Consider the following 19924-nt stretch of genomic DNA (forward strand, 5'->3'; position numbering starts at 1 on the left):
CTCAAATCTCCCTCGTCGGACGGAGCGTGGATTCCTGATAGATCTTCGTCGCCAGCGGCGGCAACACGGCGGCTGTCCAGTTGCTGCCCTGCACAGCCGCCGCTTTTGCCGGCGTGGCCGGCACGGTGCACTTCAGCACCCTGGGGGCGGCCGCGTCATCCTGCCAGCAGCCGCCCTGCTGCAGGGCTTCCTGCAGTTTGGCGGCGTCTTTGAACTCACTGACGGCGGTGGTGGATCCGGCCGCCGGATCGAAGAGGGATCCGCGTTTCGCCGCATGGATCGCGGCCACCCGCTTGGCCTGCGTCGTCGCGTACTCGTCTTCCGCCCAGCCGGCCAGGCGCCCGAGGAAGGCATGCGCCGCAGTCACGCCCTGCGGCGCCGGCAGCAGGGCCTGGGCTACTGAGTAGGACGCCGTGAGCGCGTCGAAGGGCTCCGCGGCATCGTCCACTGTCTCCAGATTCGCGGGCACCGGAATCACGCAGGGCGCGTGATTGGCCAGGCCGGCGTGATACGCCGAGAAGCAGACCAGGTAGCCGGTCGGGCTCAGCTTCTTCTGAACCACATTCCACGGCGCTGCGTCGTCTTCCACGAAGAGCAGTTCCAGCGAACCATCGGGCACGGCTTCCAGTTGCATCGCCGGCACGGAACTGCCGCGGCGGCTGACATACCCTCCGGCACGGCCCACATTCTGCAGCTGGACGTTCAAGGCTGCTATTGCCGGATCGTCGCCCAGTACCAGAGCCGGACCGGCCGAGGCCAGTTCCCGAGCGGTATCCTGGATCAGTGCGGCGGACAACCCCGTGACCTTGGCGGCCGCTTCGACGGGCATCGTCCCAGCCAGGGCCTGCGCCAAGGCGGCCTCGGTCCCCGGCTCAATCAGCAGCCAGCGATCGGCCAGCCCGGCCGTCGGGGTGGCGATGGAATCGACCTGAATCAGCCGGAAGCTCTTCCTCTTCCAGGCCGTCAGCACGCGCCCCGGAGTCGCCCAGCCGTCCAGCACCGGCACCCCGAAGCTCAGAATCGTTTTCGCGTTTTCAATATCGATACCCAGTGGTTCAGGGGAGCCGCTCCACTGCCGCAGCAGGTGGCCCGTGCTTTCGCCCGGCCGCGCGACGGTCAGATAGCGAACGCTGTGATTCTCCTGCAGGAACCGGCGATAGAGCATTGATGCGGTTCTGCCCGGACGCGCATCCAGGAACGCAACGCTGGCGCCGGCGCGCTTCAACTCAGCGGCCACCGCGGCTTGCGCTTGGTCCATCGTCACCAACTGTCCGCGCAGCAGCGGCTGCTTCAGGCGCAGGGGATGCCACGGCAACTGATGCGCTCCGAAGGCCAGCGCGCACAGGCCGCCGCGGCTCACCGGATGCGCGGCCACCGGGGCAATGCCCACCGGCTTGCCGGCAATGCAGCGCACTTTCAGGCCGCAGGCGGCGGGGCACAGCGTACAGGCCGTGAACTTCGTGCTCGGCTCACCGCGAGCCGGAGTCGGAATCCACGGCCAATTCTGGGTCCAGATGGCCGAATCGTCCAAGAGCTTCCAAGGAATTGGAGTGAAGGGCAGCGCGACGACCGCGCCCGCACTCAAGGTGATCAGATCTCGCCTGGTGGGTTTCATGACAGGCTCCTATTGATGGCAACCGAGGCAACCGGCGGAGACACCGCGCTGGGCATGGCAGTTTTCACAGTCCGACATCTTCATGCCTTCATCGGGGCGGACATTGACGCGCAGCATCTTCGCGCCCCAGATGTGCCGGCTGTAACCGCTGATCCGGTTCTCCTCATAGGGCGGCAGGCTGGACGATTTGCCGTGATCTCCATGGCAGGTCTCGCACTTCAGCTTGCCGGCCTTCACGTGCCGGACATGCGAAAACCGCGCATTCATCGGCTGACGGTAGTATCCGTGCCAAGGAATCTCGCGGTTGGGTTTGACGTACTTTTCGACCAGCGTTTTTTCGGCCAGGCTGGTGCCCTGCGGCTCGGGATGACACCCGGCGCAATTGGAGATGCCCGGGATCCCGCTGAAGGAACCATCGGCCCGGATCTCGTGGCAGGAGTTGCACTCGCTGCCTGCCTTTTCGGCGTGAACTTTATGATTGAACTGAAGGGGCTGAGGACTGCTCTTGTATAAAGCCCGCGGAAAAACCGTCCAACCCGCGGTGAGCACCGATACCAAGCCCGCCAGGAAGAGGATGGCGGAGCGCATGAACGTGTATCTCCTTGTTATTGAGCAGGCCAGGCTGCATGCGGGTCGAAGAACTCGTGCAGCAGGCGGAACATCTCGTCGCGGGTCAGATGGTCGAGCAGGCCCGGCACACAGGTGCCGCCGTCGCACAATGTGGAATCCAGGCCGGTCCCGCGCCGGCTGGCACACTGCTGGACGAACTCCGAGAGCCTCGAGACTTCCTGCCGGATCCAGTGGATCGCCTGCCGGCCATGCATCAGGCCATGGCGCGACGGAGAACCGGATGGCGGCTCCCAACCTTCAAACAGGTAGCCTGAACCATAGGGATCGGCTGCCAGCCGCGCGGGATTGCCGCGCAGGTAGAGGTTGGCTGAACTGATCAATACCTGGTTGGGGAACACCAGCGGCCAGTCGGCCCCATGCAGGTTCAATACCGCGCTGGGCCGATTCACCCCGCGCTGTGTCGCAAAATTGACTCCATCCAGCCGGCCAATCAGGCGGGCCAGGAATCCGTCAATCCCGATGTGGCAGGCGCCGCTCTCATGCGTGTCGATCCACATATGGTTGGCGGTGTAATACAGTTTGGACGGCACCGGAATGCCTTCCACCTGCCACTCATCCGCCGCATGCGAGCCATTGGGATGCGCCATCTGCAGGTAGGTTTCGCAGTACTCAAAGCTGTCCGAACCGCACTTGCCCAACTGCGACTCGCTGTACGGGACCATCTTCGGCACCGACTGCGCCGCGCAGTACTGCATGAGCGATTCGTGCAGAAACGGGCACCGGCCCGGATCTTCCGAAATGGCGCGCTGTTCGACGAAAATGGAGCACTGCTGATGGCCGGCCGACGAGCACTTCTCTCCGGAAGTGTCGGTGCGGCCTTCCACTATCAGCTTCCGTAACGGCGCAGCCTGGCAGCTGCGGGCTCGTGCTTCCCTCAGAAACGGGCAGCTCACGGCAACCTCCTCCCTACTGCTTCTTCTCGCGCGGCGTCGGCGGGCGCTTGAACACCGGCGGGGGCACCGGCTCGCCACCATCGGCCATCGTCCAACCCAGGCCCGGAATCTCCATCGCATGGCCCTGCGCCGACAACATGTCCTTCAACTCGCGATCCATCGCATTGTGCTTCTGGCGCTGCTCGAGAAGCTCTTTCACGATGTTGTAGCCCACGGCTGCAAAGCAGATGAGCGTCACCACGCCCAACGCCAGATTCGTGTAGTTGAGCCACATCGTTTGCGGATTGTTCCAATCGATACCGAACATCGGAATCTCCTTTGTCTCTTGGCGGCGTTTCCCCTACCAGTCGGATTCGCCTACACTGTCCCCTGCAGTTGCCGTGCCAACTGAGGAGATGTTGACAACAAAGGAGATCGCTCCCTTCTTAAAGACGATGAGGTCTTCTTGTGCCGGAATCCCCTACACGGTGTTTCCGAAATTCCAACACGGCCGTTGGGAACCGCCCGCTCCAGGCCGGAGTCTATCCCTCCACTGGGCATAGCTATGTGGAAACCCGCTCTCCGCTCCTTCCTCCGGACGCCTGCGTTCACGGCCTCCGCCATCCTCGCACTGGCGCTCGGCGTCGGTTCCGCCACCGCCGTCTTCAGCGTTGTCGATCGAATCCTCATCCGGTCCCTGCCGTATGCCGATGAGCAGCAGTTGGTCTGGCTCGGCATGGGCACACCCCTGGCCGAAGAAGAGTTCCTGCTCGGGCCCGACTACCTCGATTGGCGCGACCAGCAAACCGTCTTCAGCGCAATTACTTCGTCCAGCATGGTGGGCGACTGCGACCTCTTCGAGAACAACCCGGCGCGCCTGCGCTGCGGCCGCGTCGAATCCAACTTCCTGGCGACCCTCGGCGTCACGCCGCTGCTGGGACGCGACCTCACCCGCGAAGACGACCGGCCCGGCGTCGCCCCAAACGCCCTGATCTCCTACCAGATGTGGCGCGGCCGCTTCGGCAGCGATCCGGCCGTCCTGGGCCGCACCCTCAACCTGGACGGCCGCCCCACCCGCATCGCCGGTGTCCTGCCGGCGAACTTCGAATACCCCAACCTGGCGCAGGTCGACATCCTGCTGCCGCAGCAGTTGGACGCGGCCGTCCAGCGCGCCCGCGACCGCATGGCCCTGCTCGTCGTCTTCGGCCGCATGAAACCGGGCCTCACCCTGCCGCAAGCGCGAGCCGGGCTGCTGCCGCTCTACCAGCAGTCGCTCAAACTGGTGCCGGCCCAGTTCCGCAAAGAGATCTCTTTGAAGCTGTCGGGACTCCGTGACCGCCAGTCGCGCGACGCCCGGCTCGCCGCCCAGCTCATCACCGGAGCCGTCTTCTGCGTCCTGCTCATCGCCTGCGCCAACGTCGCAAATCTGCTGTTGGCGCGCGCCTCCGGCCAAACCCAGGAGCGCGCCGTACGCGCCGCCCTCGGGGCCACCCGCTGGCAACTGGTCCGCGAATCGCTCACCGGCACCCTGCTGCTCGCCTCGGCCGGTGGTGTGGCCGGCGTGGGCCTCGCGTGGTGGCTGCTGCATCTCCTGCGCAGCCTCGCTCCAGAGGGCATCGCGCGGCTGCGTGAGGCGCAGATCGACTGGCGGGTCGCCGTCTTCGCGGTGCTCCTCACCCTTGCCGCCGGACTCCTTTCGGGACTCGCGCCGGCCCTGATCCGCGTCTCCCTCGAGGATCTCTCCGGAACCCGCGCCACCGAACGCCGCGGCCTCTGGCTCAAGCCGATGCTGGTGACCTCGCAGTTCGCCATCACCGTCGTCCTGCTCAGCGGCGCAGGCCTGCTGCTCCACAGCCTGTGGAAGCTGCAGAACGTCCCCCTCGGGTTTCAAGGCGGTCACGTCCTGACGGCCGCCTTGCGCGTCGACGCCCAGCATGCGCTGGAAGCCCAGCAGCGCCTGCGCCGCCTGCCCGGCGTCTCGCAGGTTGCCCTGGCCGATTCCGTACCACCCTCCGGCCGTACGCAGGCGATGATCTATTCCCGCATCCAACTGGAAGGAGAGCCCCCGGAAACCCGCCAGGGCACCGGAGGCATGGTGGTCTACCGCTGGGTCACCCCCGACTACTTCCCTGCCCTCGGCATTCCGCTGTTGCGCGGCCGCGGTTTCCAGGCGCAGGACAAGGATGCCGTGGTCCTCAGCAGCTCACTGGCCGCGCGGCTGTTTGGCAAGCAGGACCCTCTCGGCCGCCGTCTGCGCGCAGGTCTCGATAATCCCTGGTTGACGGTGATCGGCATCGCCGGCGAAGTCCGCAACGCCCCCCCCGGACAGAAGCAGGATTCCGAGTACTACCTCCAGCGTCCTGAAGTCATCCCGGGAGCGCCCCGCCGTTGGATCGCCGTGATCCGCGGCGCCCTGCCCGCCGCCTCGATGACGGCCCTGGTGCGCGGCGAGATGCTGGCCATGGATCCACATCTGCCGGTGGAGGTCGCGGCCATGGAGGACAAGGTCTCCGGCCTCTACCAGCGGCCCCGCTTCCAGACCCTGGTGCTCACCGTGTTTGCCCTGGTGGGGATCCTGCTGGCAAGCATCGGCCTCTATGCCGTGGTCAGCTTCTTCGTCAACCAGAGAACACGCGAAATCGGCGTCCGGCTCTGCCTGGGGGCGACACCTTCCGGCATCGTCTCGCTGGTGTTGGGCCGCGCCCTGGGCTGGACCGTGGCCGGCGCCATCCTCGGTTTAGGGCTTTCCCTGGCCTCGGCCCGCTACCTGCAGGGCCTGCTCTTCCAGACAGAATCCCGGTCCCCCTGGATCTACGCCTCCGTCATCGCCCTGCTGGTGGCAGTGGGGATGGCGGCCGCCCTGCAGCCCGGCCTCCAGGCGGCGAAGCTCGAGCCCATGTCCGCCCTGCGCCGAGACTGACATGCGCAAAAAGAGACGCCCGCGTTGCCGCGGGCGACTCTTCGACTGCAACTTGAAGATTAGGGGTGAGTTACGCCTTGCGCTTGCGGAGCATGGCGAGGGCGCCGAGACCGAGGCCCATCAGGGCGTAGGTGCCGGGTTCAGGAACCTGGGTAGCTTCAATCTGAACCAGGAAGGTCTGCTTCTTCGTGCCGGACAGCCGGCCACCGGAGGAGACTCCACTCACGACGGCCCAGGAGCCAAACCCGTAGTCCGCGTGGGACTGAACATAGGCGATGGCGGCATTCAGCGGAGCCGGGTTCAGAACCGCCGGGCTCGCATTCGAGGGCAGGCCGAGGTTCAGGATCTTCCAGATGGAGCGCTGCAGGTCCTCATCGGTTGCCTTGGTCGGGTTCGTGGTCTGCTTGGTCGACGTTTGGAAGGTGGTCATCTGGCTCAGCAGGTAGGCGGCCACCTGGTAGCGCTGCAACGCGCTCAGGGTCGGCGAACTCACTGCCCAGTTGGTGTTGGTACCCTTCCGAACCTCGGACTTTTCCGTGGCGGTCCAATCGCCGAGGGCGACGACATTCGCCTTGTAGCTATCCGGCGGGCCGGCAATGTAGTTCTCCCAGTCTGCGCACCAGAAATAGGTGTCCAGACCTTCGAGGGTTCCTCCAAAGCCCCCACCAGTGAGAACCTTCAGGTTCTCATTGCTAATCACGACCGCTTTGTCAGTCCCCAGTACGGATTGCGGCAGAGGCGCCGCGGAGACTGAAGAGATTGCCGCCAGCAAAGCCGCGGCGCCGAACAGCATTGAGTTGAGTTTCATTCTTATTGTTCTCCAGTTGTTCTGCCGGCCATCCGGAGCGGTTAGGCGCCGGGCTCAGCAAGCAGTCACACAGGTAACCTACCGGCCCTGCGTGTGCGGCCATAGAACCTGGAATCCTAGAACCGAAAACCAGGGAGGCGCCGAAATACGGCCGTGGAACCGCAAAACCACGCTCGTTTGGGACTGGGGTGGGGGGAAACGGTACTTCTCAGGTGAACCTTAGCAGCGAGAGTGGGCCCGGAGACTGGAACTTAGTCCTAAAACCGCGTTAGTACTATCGAGCACGAAACACCCAAAAAATAGTCAGAATCGATAGGACGGCGGCTGGATCCCCTTCCATCGCAGGTGAACCTGGGCCTGGCCGCGATGGCCCGGCGTCGGCGAACAGGGCCACCACCAGCCGGCCGCCTGCTCCCGAGGGGTTCTCCTACCAGTCGACTGTATAAAGGATGCCGGCATACTCCGCGCGGCAGCGGCCCGCCGGCGAGACACCTGTCACATTCGTGGACAGGGCTGCGGAGCATCCGGGGCGCTTGATTGCTGCGAATTTACCGTGTATTTGCCTACCCACCGCAAACATACACGTTGTCATCCTGTATCAACTCCTGTAGACTGCCAGAAAATCCCACTGGGAGGGGTTCCTTGTTCATTAGAAAAATCACATACCAAGTTGTGTGCCTGCTCGCCTTGCCGTTGGCCCTCGTCTATGGCCAAACCGGTTCAGGCGCTATTTCAGGCCAGGTGACCGACCCTGCCGGTGCAGCCGTGCCGGGCGCCGCCGTCAGGCTGATTCAGGAGGCGACCAACCGCGAGTTGGCGACGGTGAGTTCCGATTCCGGAATTTACTCATTCCCCGCTTTGGAGGTCGGTGCTTACACGCTCAACGTGGAAGTAGCCGGATTCAAGAAGGTGTCCCGCACGGGCATCATTGTAGCCACGGCCACGCGCGTCAATATTGATGCACGCATGGAAGTCGGTGATGTCACGCAGACCGTCGACGTCAAGGACGAAGCGCCTTTGCTCTCGGCGGCCAGCAGCGATCTCGGCACCAGCTTTCAGCCAAAGTTCATGAAAGACGCGCCTCTTTTCGTCAGCGGCGGTTTTCGCAATCCGGAAAACTTCATCTCGTATCTGCCCGGCGTCAACAACGGCGTGCAGGACTCCAGCATCAACGGCGGCCCGCGCCGCGGCAAGGAGATCCTCATCGACGGCGCCTCGCACACCAACCCCGAAAGCGGCGGGGTCGCCTTCTCCGCCAACGGCGGCATCGGTTCCGTCGAGCAGTACGGCGAATTCAAACTACTGAACTCGAATTTCTCGGCCGAGTACGGCCGCACGGCGGGGGGCATTGAAGTCTTCGTCACCAAGTCGGGCACCAACCAGTTCCATGGCGGCGTGTTCGAATACAACCGCAACGACGCCTACGACGCAGCCGGCTGGTCCATCAACCGCCAGCGTAAGTTCCCCGATGGCGATACTCGCAATCCGAACAAAGCCAAGGTGCGCCAGAACGAGTACGGCCTCAACATCGGCGGACCCGTCTGGATCCCCGGCGTCTACAACGGGAAGAATAAGTCGTTCTTCTACTTCACCCGCAACTGGTATCGCCAGGCCAACGCCTCCAGCACGGCCATCGCCAGCATCGCCACACAGGCCATGCGCGGCGGCGACTTCTCGGAGCTGGGCTCGAAGTTGATCTACGATCCCGACAGCACCCAGACCGTCAACGGCGTCGTCACGCGCACACCGTTCGCCAACAACCAGATCCCCACCAACCGCTTCAGCAGCGTGTCGAAGAACATGCTGGGCCTCATCCCGAATCCGACAGGCCCCGGCATCTCGTCCAACTTCTCCGTCACCAACCTGGGCATCCGCGATCTGGACATCTGGAGCATCAAGGCCGACCACGTCTTCAACGACACCAACCGCGTCAGTTTCTTTCTCAGCAAGCAGAACATCACGCAGTTGGCCGAAGGCGGACTGCCCGGTCCCCTGGCCAACGGCCTCTACACCCTGGACAAGCCGGACACCTGGCGCGCCACCTACGACGCCAGCATCTCACCCACCTTCTTCAACCACTTCGTCTTCGGCTTGTCGCGGTATAACAACTACTTCGACCAACTGCCGCAGCACAAGCAGGGCTGGCCTGAGAAGCTCGGGCTGAAGGGCGTCGCCACCGACGGCTCCAGCTCGTTCCCCATCGTCACCTTCACCGACGGTCTCACCGGCTTCGGCAACGACCCCAAGAACCGCGGCAACCAGTCCAACTGGACCTACACCCTCTCCGACACGGCCAGCAAAGTGCTGGGCCGCCACGACCTGAAGTTCGGCTTCGAGTACCATCGCGGCCGCACCTTCCAGGAACCGCTGGACGATGCCTATGCCCACGGCCGCTTCAACTACACTAACTTCCAAACAGCCGCCCCCGGAGCCTCACGCGCCACCACCGGCTACTCCTTCGCCAGCTTCCTGCTGGGCGGACCCGACAGCGCCCGCCGCGACTTCAACACCAAGGGCGTCAACATCCTCTATGTCACCGACTCCGCGTTCCTCACCGACAACATCAAGGTGACGTCGCGCCTGACGCTGAACATCGGCATCCGCTACGAGCTCTATTTCCCCCGGTTCGACCAGAACTACACGATCTCGAGCTTCGATCCCTCCGTCCCGAACCCCGGAGCCGGCGGCCTGCCCGGCGCCCTGACGTTCCTCGGCGAAGGGCCCGGCCGCAACGGCAAGAAGCGTTTCGGCAACATCTATCCCACCAACTTCGGGCCGCGCCTCGGCGCCGCCTACCAGTTGAACCAGAAGACCGTGCTGCGCGGCGGCTACGGCCTCTACTACTCGGCGGCCAACGGCAACACGGGCGGCGGCTGCTTCCCCTGCGGCTGGGGCACCAGCTACAGCAGCGCTCCGCAGTCGCTCGACGGCCTCGCCCCGGTCTTCAACTGGGACAACGGCTTCACCCCTGGACCGCCCCGTCCGCTGCCCGTCGTGGATCCCTCGTTCGCCAACGGCCAGAGCGTCCTCATCCTCACCGGCGAAGACGGCCTGCCCGGCAAGATCCAGAACTGGAGCTTCAACGTCCAGCGCGAGCTGCCCGGTAGCTGGTTCCTGGATGTCGCCTACGTCGGCATGAAGAGCACTCACCTGAACTCGGCCACGCCGTACAACCAGGTGACCCCGGGCCAGCTCAAGTACGGCGACCTGCTGTCGCTGAACATCAACGACGCGCGCGTCGTCAACGCCGGCTTCAGCAAGCCGTTCCCGTCGTTCACGGGCACCCTCGCCCAGGCGCTGCGGCCCTATCCGCAGTACCTCAACATCACCCACACCTACCTCGGCAACGCGGGCAGCACCTACAACGCCCTGCAGGCCAAGGTGGAGCGCCGCTACAAGTCGCTCAGCGTCCTCATGGGCTATACCTGGTCCAAGGGCCTGTCCAACGTCGGCGCGGAGACCCAGACCGGCTCCGGCATCGCCGTCCAGGATCAGTACAACCTCGGCAACGAGAAGAGCTACCAGCGCTTCGACACGCCGCAGGTGCTGAACCTCATCTACACCTGGGATCTGCCCTTCGGCAAGAAAGGCAGCAACCTGGTGAAGAAAGTGACCGGTGGCTGGACGGTCTCCGGCATCCACCAGTACCGCTCCGGCACGCTGCTGCAGCCCACCGTCCCCAACACGCTGGCCGCTTCGCTCTTCAACCCGGTGCTGCGCGCCAACCTGTCCGGTTCGTCAATCCGCACGGGCACTAACCGCACGGATCTCGATCCCGACAACCCGGGCGTCCGCTGGTTCGACCGCAACGCCTTCACGCTGCCCGGCCCGCTCCAGTTTGGCACGGCCGCCGCTTTCCTCAACGACCTGCGCACCCCGCCGGTCCTGTCGGAGAGCTTCTCCATCGTCAAGCGCACGATCCTGTTCGCCTATAAGGATCAGCCGGTAGATCTCGAACTGCGAGCCGACGCGTCGAACGTCCTGAACCGGACGCTCTTCGGAGGCATCAACGTGAACCTGACGGATCCCAACTTCGGCCGCGCCACCGCGGTCCAGGTAGGCCCCAGGTTCATGCAGTTGGGCATCAAGGTGAACTTCTAGGGTTCACCCCAAACCATCGAGTCGGAGGAATGAGGGCCCGCGGCGTCAGGCTGCGGGCCCTTATCTGCTTTCTGCGATCTCGCCAGCCTTACCGTCAGCAAATGCGATAAATTGCAAGTTATATGTGGACCGGTGGACATTCCGTCAGGGTAGTTTCGCGGTCCAATTGTGCCGTCGTCGTAGAGGAGACCGCGACGAAGCCGGTCGCCTGGGGGTTTATTCTCTTCGGTGGCCTGGCACTCCCTCTATACCGAAGCATTCTGGGAGCAGCCATCGGCACCTGTTTTGTGATGTTCGGAATCTATGCGTCCGTCGCCTCGTCCTTTGTGGCCGACCGGGACCGCCGGTTGCTGGTTGTCACGCGTCGACTGGGCCGCTTGGAATTCACAAAACGATACGAAGCCAGCGACATTGAAGAGGTCTTCGTTCGATTCACACTCAAGGGCAGCGGGCTTGCCTTGAGATTCCGTTCCGGTCGAACAAAATGGCTGACCATGTCATTAGGCCGCCTCGACAACCTTGACCAGGCCGCCGCAATACTAACCGCGTACTTGTTCGTTCCAAGCCGAGGCCACATTGGAAAGAGAAGGAGCGCGACAGGCAACGCAGTCTCGCAGGATCCGCCAGCCCGCCGCAGAGGAGAAAGCCGCAAATTGAGCCGCGAACGTGAGTGAGCGGATAGCCCCCGAAACACTCCACTCAGTCCAGCAGGGCAAGCCTCTTCGCCGGCCCGGAACTGTACTCGGCCGCCGGGCCTCCCTCACTTCGGCCCACTCTCCGCACGCCCTTGCGCCGCCACCCTCTCGGCCACCGCCCGAAGTGGAAACTCCTCCGAGATCTCAACCGACTCCATCGAGAACGCCGCGTGAGCCGTAATCACGCCAATCGACACCACCCCATTCGGCAAACCCCGCACGTCGCACCCGCTCCCGTCGCACCGAACGTATTTCGTCAGCCCGTCTCGTGAGTGGTAGCCGATCCGCAGGTCCCACGGCAAATCCGGCGCCTCCTTCAGCAGTCCGGCGCCAGGCAGAAGAACGCCCCCGTACACAAAACGGATCGCGTCGCGATGCGGCCACTCCTCCGCCGTCCAGGCATACACGTCCAAGCTGACGCGCCCTTGAGCCTTTGCCAGGAACTCGGCAAACTTCTTCGTGATCCGTACGGTGATGCGGCCATCCCTGGCTGCGCAGTCGCCAGTCAGGTCGTACTGCGCGCTACTCCTGTCATCCGTGGCAGTGACCGAGGTGAAGCCGTCCAGCACGGCAATGCGCCCATCCTCATCGAACGCGAACCCGACATGGAAGGAGTCGAGACCTCCAGGCAGCACGCCATCCTGAAGTTCATCGATAAAGGGATGACTGTACGCGGCGATCTCTTTTCCGGAATCCAGCGTCATTCGCACCCGGGTCTTCTCGCCGCTGGCCACGGCAACAGTGGCATCCGAGGCGTAATAGGGGAACCGCATCGCCTGCACCACGTGCGAACCGGCAGGATACGGGAACTCGGCCACTCCGTCCCTCCCGGTCCGAGCCACCTGGACCTCCCCCACAAACAGCATCGTCCCCTCAGCCGGAATCTGAGCCTCCTGCCTGGAATCCGGTGCGCCCTCTGGAGTAATAAACACCTCCGCCCGCACCGTGCCCCAACCACGCCGAACCGCCGGGTCGCTCACCCAGTTCGAACACGCCGCCAGGGCCTGCACGGCAGCCTCGAGATCCAGTCGTTCCGCCACCGGCACCGCGCCGCGGCTCCCATCCAGCCAGCGCCGCAACCTTACACCCGCCGGGCGAACCAGATCCTGCCGCTGCAGCCGCAGCCCCTCGCGCGCGAACCGCAAAACCAGCGCGGCCTCCACTCGCGAGGACTCGCCCGCATGCGAACCGACCAGCAGCGCTTCAAAGTCCGCCAGGGCGCCGGAACACTCCTTCGTTCCAGGCACCTCCGCGCGCAGGGCAAAAGCGCCGAGCCCAAGAATCAACGGAAAGCGCCACAAAGCACGCATGCGCGAACCCCTCAAACCAGCAACGCCACTCGGAACAACAGCAGTGAATCTTCCGCCCATAGCGGACTCGGCCGGCCACCTGTGCAGCCGGCCATCGTTTTCATGCGCCCGGCTTCAGCCGCTGACCTGGAACCGGCTGATGTATCGCGGGAACTCGTCACGCTCGCAATTCACCGCCGACGCCACGGCCAGCTGCTCGCGCGTGATCGTCAGGTCATCGGCCGCCCTGGGGAAAGGCAAACTCGCCCGGTAACCGTCCACCAACACAAACCCATACTCCTTTACGAACGACGCTCCATACCAGAGCTCGATCTGTGTGGCCCGCGCATCCTGGTCCGGATACTCGCGCGCCCACTTCTCCGCGAACGGGCGGAGTTCCCCATCGGTGGGGGTCTGCGTTTCACGCAGCGTAATGTTCAGGTCTGGTTTGAACGTCCAGATCGAACGGGGATCGTTCCAAAGCCAATCCGCTTTGGACGATTCCATCAGCACTTGAATCAAATGGTCGTAATCCATGAGAGTTCCCTCTCATTTATACAACCTAAAACACCCGGCCCAACCGGAAAAACATGCGCCGGTCTCCACGATCCCCAATCCCCGCCCCAAAATACACCACCCCGAACGTCGTCTCGCCCAGCAATCCGAACGATCCGCTATACCGCGGCATTGCCCCCACCGCCGGAGTCCACGCCTTGCCGCTCTCCAGTCCGGCCGTCAGATAGAACCGCCCGAACAGCGACAGCGAATCACTCGCCAACGTCCGCAATACCCGCGCGCCGCCGTAGTAGTAGTGGTTGCCCAACATGCGGCCGCGGCCCAAGGCATCAATGCGTCCCACTCCGCCCAACGCAAATACCGTCGATAGCGCCTCTTCGTTTACCGTCGAGCCGCCTGCGAAATTCGTCAAAAATGAATAATTCTTATTGAACGGCCGGGCGTAGCCGAAAGCGATGTCGGCCATCGGATACGTCCTGTTCACGCCGGGATGGTCGATCACCCACGCACCCTGCACCGAGGCACGCACCCCGCGCCGCGGCACCAGCGCACTGTCCTGTCCCTCAAAGACCCACTTCACGTGGAAGTCCGTGTAGCGGCCCTTGATCGGGTCAAAGGAGTTGACGCCCTTGGTCACCGCCAACCGGTCGTGGCTCAGCGTGTACCCCATCCTCAGTTCCTGAAAACGCCCAAAGGCATAACCCGCATCCACCGTGCTGCCCGTCTGGCGCGTCGTGAAATCCGATACCTGCTGGTCGCCCTGGTACAACGGCAGGCTGTCTTCGAGATAAAACAGCCGCGGCGCCACAAACCACTTGCCGCCGGCAATGCGGTAGTAGTATTCGGTCGTCGCCCGGTTGAACTGGCCAATGCTCAAGTCAGACCGCCACTCCGACGCCGGACCGCCCAGGTCCAACACCGTGAACCGGCCTCCAATGCCGAAACGGAAACCCTCCTGGCGCGACGCATCCAGCAGAAACGCCACCTTCAGAAACGGCGGACCGTAATCCTTCTCATGCACGCTCACCCGGATGCCCGGCAGGTCACCGCGATGGACAAACGAGTAATTCGCCGTATCGAAGCGCCCCATGCCCGTGATCTTCGTCAGCTCGTTTTCCAGCTTGCCCCGATCCAGCGACTCGTTCGGATTCGCGGCAATCGCGTCGATCAGCGCTTCGGTTCGTTTCGGAGCGATGTCCCCATCCACCTCCACAAACGCCGGCTTTAACTCATCGCTGCGGCGCTTGGCCTGCCGCTGGGTGCTGTAGGCCGCGTACTCCTCGGGACTCAGGCTCAGCTTCTGCAGCATCGCCTTCTTCGCCGAGGCCGCCGCGTAGCCTCGCTCTTCCAGGTCTTTCCACTTCAGGTAGTCGTTGGTGCCGAAGCCGCTCAGGTCGGGCATCAACACCATATCGGCCATGCCCAGGCTGCGCCGTTCGTTCGCCGTGATCATCACGCTGATGCTGCGCGCCGCCACCCCCAGCAACGATCGGAACTGCGCCTCTTCCGGCGGCTTGTCCAGGGCGACAGCGATCACGATATCGGCCCCCATCTTCCTGACCACATCCACCGGGATGTTGTTGAGCAGGCCGCCATCCACCAGCGTCAGGTCGCCCATGCGGACAGGAGCGAACAAACCGGGCAAGGACATCGAAGCCCGCAGGGCGTCGAACAACGGACCCTTCTCGAAGACGACTTCCCGGCCCTTCTTCAAATCCGTAGCCACGCAGCGGAACGGCGTCGGCAGGTCGTCAAACTTCTGAATGTCGCCGTAAGGCGCCGCGAACCGGCTGATCACCAGCCCGACGCCCTGGCCGCCCGAAAGTCCAGACGGAAGCCGGATGCCGCCCTTCAAGCCAAACTCCACCGCCGAGGGGTACTCCCGCTGGTCTTCCTTGCGCCGGTAGGCCATCTGGCGGAATGCAATCGACGGCGACAGGACGCCGCTCCAATCGATCCCCTCGACGTAGTTCTCGATCTCCTTCGGCGAATGGGCGGTGGCGTACAACGCGCCCACCAGGCTGCCCATGCTGGTGCCCGCCACATAATCGACGGGGATCCGGTTCTCTTCCAGCCACTTCAGGACGCCGATGTGGGCCAGGCCGAACGCGCTGCCGCCCGACAGCGCCAGCCCGATCCTGGGCCGCTTGGGTTTCTGCGGATCCGCCGCCTCCTGCGCCGGAATCAACCGGCTGGCCAGCAGGCACGGGAGCAGGAAGCGCAGGGCAACTCTCATTGGGTTCGTTACCCCATGCTACCCTGTAACTCCATGCATGTTGAAATGGAGAGAGCCATGGTTGCCTCTCGCCGACAGTGGGCTCCGGATTCCTGGAGCGGTCATTCCGCCCTCCAGCAGCCCGAATACCCCAATCTCCCCGTGCTCCAGCGTGCGCTGGCGGAACTCTCCAACCTCCCTCCCCTGGTTACCAGTTGGGAAGTGGTGGCCCTGAAGGAGCAGCTCGCCCGCGCCGCGGCCGGCCAGTGCTTTGTTCTCCAGGGCGGCGATTGCGCCGAGCGTTTCGCCGACTGTTCGTCCCAGCGCATCGCCAATCAGCTCAAGATTCTCATTCAGATGAGCCTCGTCCTCGTGCAGGGCGCGCGCAAGCCGGTCGTCCGCATCGGACGCTTCGCCGGTCAGTACGCCAAACCCCGCTCCGCTGACTACGAGGATGTCCAGGGCGTCCGCCTGCCCTCCTATCGCGGCGACCTCATCAACCGCCCCGAGCCCACGCTCGAAGCCCGCACGCCGGATCCCAACCTGCTGCTGCGTGGCTACGAACGCGCCGCCCTTACCCTCAACTTCATCCGGGCGCTGGTCAAAGGCGGCTTTGCCGACCTGCATCACCCCGAATACTGGGATCTCGACTGGACCAAGCATTCGCCCCAGGCCGAGGAGTACCACAACCTCCTGCGCTCCATCACCGACAGCCTGCGCTTCATGGAGAACATCCTGGGCGCGCCGGCCGGCGGCAGCGACCGCATCGACTTCTATACCTCCCACGAGGCCCTGCACCTGGGCTACGAACAGGCCCAGACCCGCCAGGTGCCGCACCGCACCGGCTGGTACAACCTGTCCACCCACTTCCCCTGGATCGGCATCCGCACCATCGCCCCCGACGGCGCCCATGTCGAGTATATGCGCGGCATCGACAACCCCATCGGCATGAAGGTCGGCCAGGCCACCCCGCCCGATATGCTGTTGAAGCTGATGGACATCCTGGATCCTGACCGCGAGCCGGGCCGCCTGACCCTCATCCACCGTTTCGGGGCTGAGAAGATCGCCGCCGGGCTGCCGCCGCTGGTCGAAGCGGTGACGGCCGCCGGACGGCGCGTGCTGTGGATCTGCGATCCCATGCACGGCAATACGAAGTCCACCAGCAGCGGCTACAAAACGCGAGACTTCGGCGAGATCGAGAGCGAACTCAGCCAGGCCTTCGACATCCACGCCCGGCTGGGCTCCCACCTGGGCGGCGTCCACATTGAACTGACCGGCGAGAACGTGACGGAATGCACCGGCGGGGCTCGCGGCCTGAACGAGCACGACCTGCACCGCGCGTACGAGACCGAGGTCGATCCGCGGCTGAACTACGAACAGTCGCTGGAACTGGCGCTGCTGGTGGCCAACAAACTCCGGGCCGAATCGCGCTAATCCGCCCGGCCGGTCCAGCCGCGCACTTCAGAAGGAATAAGACTGGAAGAAGTAGACATAGACCGGCGCGATGCCGGGCGTAGCCTTGCGGATGAACTCGCCCTTCACGAAGACCCCGCAGCCTGCCCCGAACAACAGCGGTTTCACCGGCCGCCAGGTGGCGAAGAAGTCGAAGTCTTCCCCCACATGCCGGCCCGCTGAGCCGCTGGCGGAACGCGCGATCTGGCGCCCGGCTCCCGTGTAGAGGCCGTCCCGGGCCTGCGCCAGCCAGTAGTCGTCGAACATCGCATTCAGCGTGACCTTCGGCCGCACGCGCCACACGGCTAAGCCACGGATATTGTGGAGGTTGCGCCAGCCAAACAGATCCTGGTGCCCGAACTTGTCGTGGTTCGCGGCGTACATCTGGTCAAACGTGGAACTGCGTGTCGAATCCTCGGGGTGGGCTGTGCCCGAGGCGTACTTATACTCCACGGAAGCATCCACCTTGCCGATCGTCTTCGAGAGAACGGAAGACCAGGCCCCGGCCCGATGTGACGCGCTGCCCACATGCCCGCCTTGGACTACGCCTTCGACCGCATACTTCCACCCCGCCGCGATGGGCCCGGTCCAGCGGGAGCCAAACGAATTCACTCCGAGCGTGCCCTGCCCCGTGAAGCCGCCGGCCGCGTCCTGGTCATGGCGCAGGAGGTACACTTCGGCCCGGTGGCCGTGGGCCAGTTCGGGCAGCACGTTATAGGTACCCCAGACGCGATCGGACAGATTCATCCGGTTGAACTCACCGGGCCGGACCCGAGGCGGAGACACCATCAGAAATTCGATACGGGCTTGGCCCGCCTGCCACCAGACCCGCGCGTGATCGAACGTGCGGGCCACGTTGCTCCAGTCCGGCACGCCGATCAGCCGGCTATCGCCGAAGTTGAACATCCGGCGGCCTGCGCTGAGCCCGAAACCGCGCTTCGCATCGCCGTTGATTTCCAGGTAGGCCTCCTGCAGATCCGCGGGATCCCGTACCGTATTGGGCGCATTCAGGCCGTAAAGCGGGGCCCGCGAGTCCTGCATCCTGGCCGCGAACTTAAGCCAGCCGGCCGGCTTCCAGGCGATGCCGACGCGCGTCCGGATAAAGTCGGCGCTACGGTCGGGATCAAAGCCAAAACTCTGGCCTTCGCGGTGCTCCAAACGGCTGCGGACCTCGAAGGAGAGCGACAGCGTGCCCCCGCTGGACTTACCAATCGCTTGATTCAGAAGGTCGCCGGCAGCCCACCATTGCGCGCCCAGGGGTGCCTGGCTGAAACAGGTGGCCGCCGCCAACGGCCAAAGCCAACGGCGGAACTGCATCAGCGGAACATATCACAGCCAGGCGCGCTAATGCCGCCGCCAGGCGATCACCTGGAACTGGGGCACGGTGTTGACCACCATTTTGCCTTCCAGCAGAAACTCAAAGTGCGGCACCGGTTCGTCTCCCTTGAGGCCCAGGGTACTGCGGAAAGCCTCCACCCAATGCTCGTTCGTCACGAACTCACCGCCCGCTTCGGTGGCCTGGACATCGGTGCCCGAGATCAGCAGGACGCTCCCGTTGCCCTTCGGATTCGGCAGGTAAGCCACGCGGCAGTAGCTCAGCGTGCTCCACTGCCCGCGATAATCCGCCTGCTCGCCCGCCTTCGGCGAGACATTCTGGAAGTAGGCGAGTTTGGGCGATTCCTCGAAGATCGTGCGGAAGTTCAGCTTCTCCTCAAACAAACCCACCCAGGGGTTGGCGCGGCGGCTGCCCATCAGGATCGTGTTGTGCGTGGACACCTGCGGCATCGAGACATCCCGGGCCAGCACAACGTCGAGCCCCAGCCCGTTGGACGCCCCCACCAGGCCCATGCGCACGGCCAACGCCGCATCCGCGATGCCGGTGAAGCGGCGGTAGGCCACGTTGAGCGTCAGGGCCCGCAGGGCGGGATCCTCGATCGACTTGGTGGCCATCCGCTCGAACGCCTTGCTCTCATACTCCTGCACCGAGATCTGGTGTTTGATCTGGTCCTGCAGCACCAGGATGTTGCCATCGGCCAGCACCAGGTAGGTGTGCAGGCCGTTCTGAAACATCTGCTGCCAGAATTTGTCCACCATGGGCTTGTTGCCCAGGCCCAGTTGAGCGCGGTGGCGCAGGTCGTAGTTCTGCAGGGCGAGCAGCCCGCAAGCCAGGATGAGCACGGCCACCACGCCGGCCAGGATGTAGCCGCGGCGGGTGCGGCGGCCCAGCAGTTCCAACGGGTCCTGTTCGGCTTCGGCGGAGCGCGGATGAAAGACGATCGAGTACGATCCCTTCGGCAGCTCGAGCCCCAGCGCTTCGTCCTTCCCCTCTTCGGCGAAATACTGGTGAATCTTCTTGCGGAGTTGGGAGATCTGAACTCTTACCAGCGTATCCTGGCTGGTGTCGTACGACTGCGGCCGCCCGAACACGGACACACCGATCTCCTGCTCACGAATCACGTGATTCGGATCCCGCAGAGAGCGTTCTCCCACAAACAGTAGGAGCTCCCGGCAGCGATTCGATTTCTGGAAGGCGGAACTGGCTGCCACCCGGTGCAGTAACGCCCACCTCTCGTCTTGTAACGGGAGCGGGACCACTGGGCGCGGATGCGGGTCGGAGGCCATCTTCAGCAGCAGAGGGCAGCAGGGCGTTAACCCCGCCGCAACTCTGACGGAAGTATAACATTTCAGATGCTTACCGCAAGCGGAAAGGGCCTCCAGGGATAGCCTCCGGAGACGGCCTGAAATGCGCTTGGCCGGGGCGAGAGGACCGCCATTTCACGGAGAATTCGCCGAGAATACACTTGTTCCGCA

General features: G+C 64.0%; 13 protein-coding genes. 3 read left to right on the forward strand and 10 right to left on the reverse strand.

The features are described from left to right. Position 1: 1 nt before the first annotated feature. The 4 genes from IRI77_RS06020 to IRI77_RS06035 are packed head-to-tail and all read right to left on the reverse strand — an operon-like array spanning position 2 to position 3445. A complete protein-coding gene (locus IRI77_RS06020; RefSeq protein ID WP_194451168.1) occupies positions 2–1615 on the reverse strand; it encodes a molybdopterin-binding domain-containing protein in 1614 nt (537 codons plus the stop codon). A 9-nt stretch (positions 1616–1624) separates the two neighbouring features. Then, positions 1625–2203: a menaquinone reductase multiheme cytochrome c subunit QrcA gene (gene qrcA / locus IRI77_RS06025; RefSeq protein WP_194451169.1), complete on the reverse strand. Its 579-nt coding sequence runs from the start codon at positions 2201–2203 to the stop codon at positions 1625–1627. Positions 2204–2220: 17 nt separating this feature from the next. Beyond that, positions 2221–3138 carry a hypothetical protein gene (locus tag IRI77_RS06030; RefSeq protein ID WP_194451170.1) on the reverse strand — a complete coding sequence of 306 codons (918 nt, stop codon included), beginning with the start codon at positions 3136–3138 and terminating at the stop codon, positions 2221–2223. Between the two features lie 13 nt (positions 3139–3151). Beyond that, positions 3152–3445 carry a hypothetical protein gene (locus tag IRI77_RS06035; protein ID WP_194451171.1) on the reverse strand — a complete coding sequence of 98 codons (294 nt, stop codon included), beginning with the start codon at positions 3443–3445 and terminating at the stop codon, positions 3152–3154. Positions 3446–3682: 237 nt separating this feature from the next. Between IRI77_RS06035 and IRI77_RS06040 the strand changes: the two genes are divergently transcribed. Further along, on the forward strand, positions 3683–6037 hold the full coding sequence (locus IRI77_RS06040; RefSeq protein WP_194451172.1) for an ABC transporter permease: 2355 nt from the start codon (positions 3683–3685) through the stop codon (positions 6035–6037). Between the two features lie 70 nt (positions 6038–6107). Here IRI77_RS06040 and IRI77_RS06045 read toward each other — a convergent pair whose 3' ends face one another. Then, positions 6108–6845, reverse strand: coding sequence for a PEP-CTERM sorting domain-containing protein (locus IRI77_RS06045; protein ID WP_194451173.1), 738 nt, complete (start codon positions 6843–6845; stop codon positions 6108–6110). 642 nt (positions 6846–7487) lie between these two features. Between IRI77_RS06045 and IRI77_RS06050 the strand changes: the two genes are divergently transcribed. Further along, positions 7488–10946, forward strand: a complete 3459-nt coding sequence (locus IRI77_RS06050) for a TonB-dependent receptor (protein WP_194451174.1) — start codon at positions 7488–7490, stop codon at positions 10944–10946. 760 nt (positions 10947–11706) lie between these two features. Here IRI77_RS06050 and IRI77_RS06055 read toward each other — a convergent pair. From IRI77_RS06055 to IRI77_RS06065, 3 genes are all read right to left on the reverse strand, one after another. Then, a complete protein-coding gene (locus IRI77_RS06055) occupies positions 11707–12951 on the reverse strand; it encodes a hypothetical protein (RefSeq protein WP_194451175.1) in 1245 nt (414 codons plus the stop codon). A 114-nt stretch (positions 12952–13065) separates the two neighbouring features. Beyond that, positions 13066–13467, reverse strand: a complete 402-nt coding sequence (locus tag IRI77_RS06060; RefSeq protein ID WP_194451176.1) for a hypothetical protein — start codon at positions 13465–13467, stop codon at positions 13066–13068. Positions 13468–13492: 25 nt separating this feature from the next. Further along, positions 13493–15682, reverse strand: a complete 2190-nt coding sequence (locus IRI77_RS06065; protein ID WP_194451177.1) for a patatin-like phospholipase family protein — start codon at positions 15680–15682, stop codon at positions 13493–13495. A gap of 57 nt (positions 15683–15739) precedes the next feature. Here IRI77_RS06065 and IRI77_RS06070 point away from each other — a divergent pair, with 57 nt between their 5' ends. Further along, entirely contained in the window at positions 15740–17095 is a 1356-nt protein-coding gene (locus IRI77_RS06070; protein WP_228486620.1) for a class II 3-deoxy-7-phosphoheptulonate synthase, read from the forward strand. A 27-nt stretch (positions 17096–17122) separates the two neighbouring features. Here the strand turns inward: IRI77_RS06070 and IRI77_RS06075 are convergent, their stop codons facing one another. Together IRI77_RS06075 and IRI77_RS06080 are read right to left on the reverse strand one after the other, a co-directional pair. Continuing rightward, entirely contained in the window at positions 17123–18430 is a 1308-nt protein-coding gene (locus tag IRI77_RS06075; RefSeq protein WP_194451179.1) for an alginate export family protein, read from the reverse strand. A 27-nt stretch (positions 18431–18457) separates the two neighbouring features. After that, complete coding sequence (locus tag IRI77_RS06080) at positions 18458–19603, reverse strand: hypothetical protein (protein ID WP_194451180.1); 1146 nt, start codon at positions 19601–19603, stop codon at positions 18458–18460. Positions 19604–19924: the final 321 nt, after the last annotated feature.

Origin of the sequence: Paludibaculum fermentans (assembly GCF_015277775.1) — a bacterium.
Classification (GTDB): Bacteria; Acidobacteriota; Terriglobia; order Bryobacterales; family Bryobacteraceae; genus Paludibaculum; species Paludibaculum fermentans.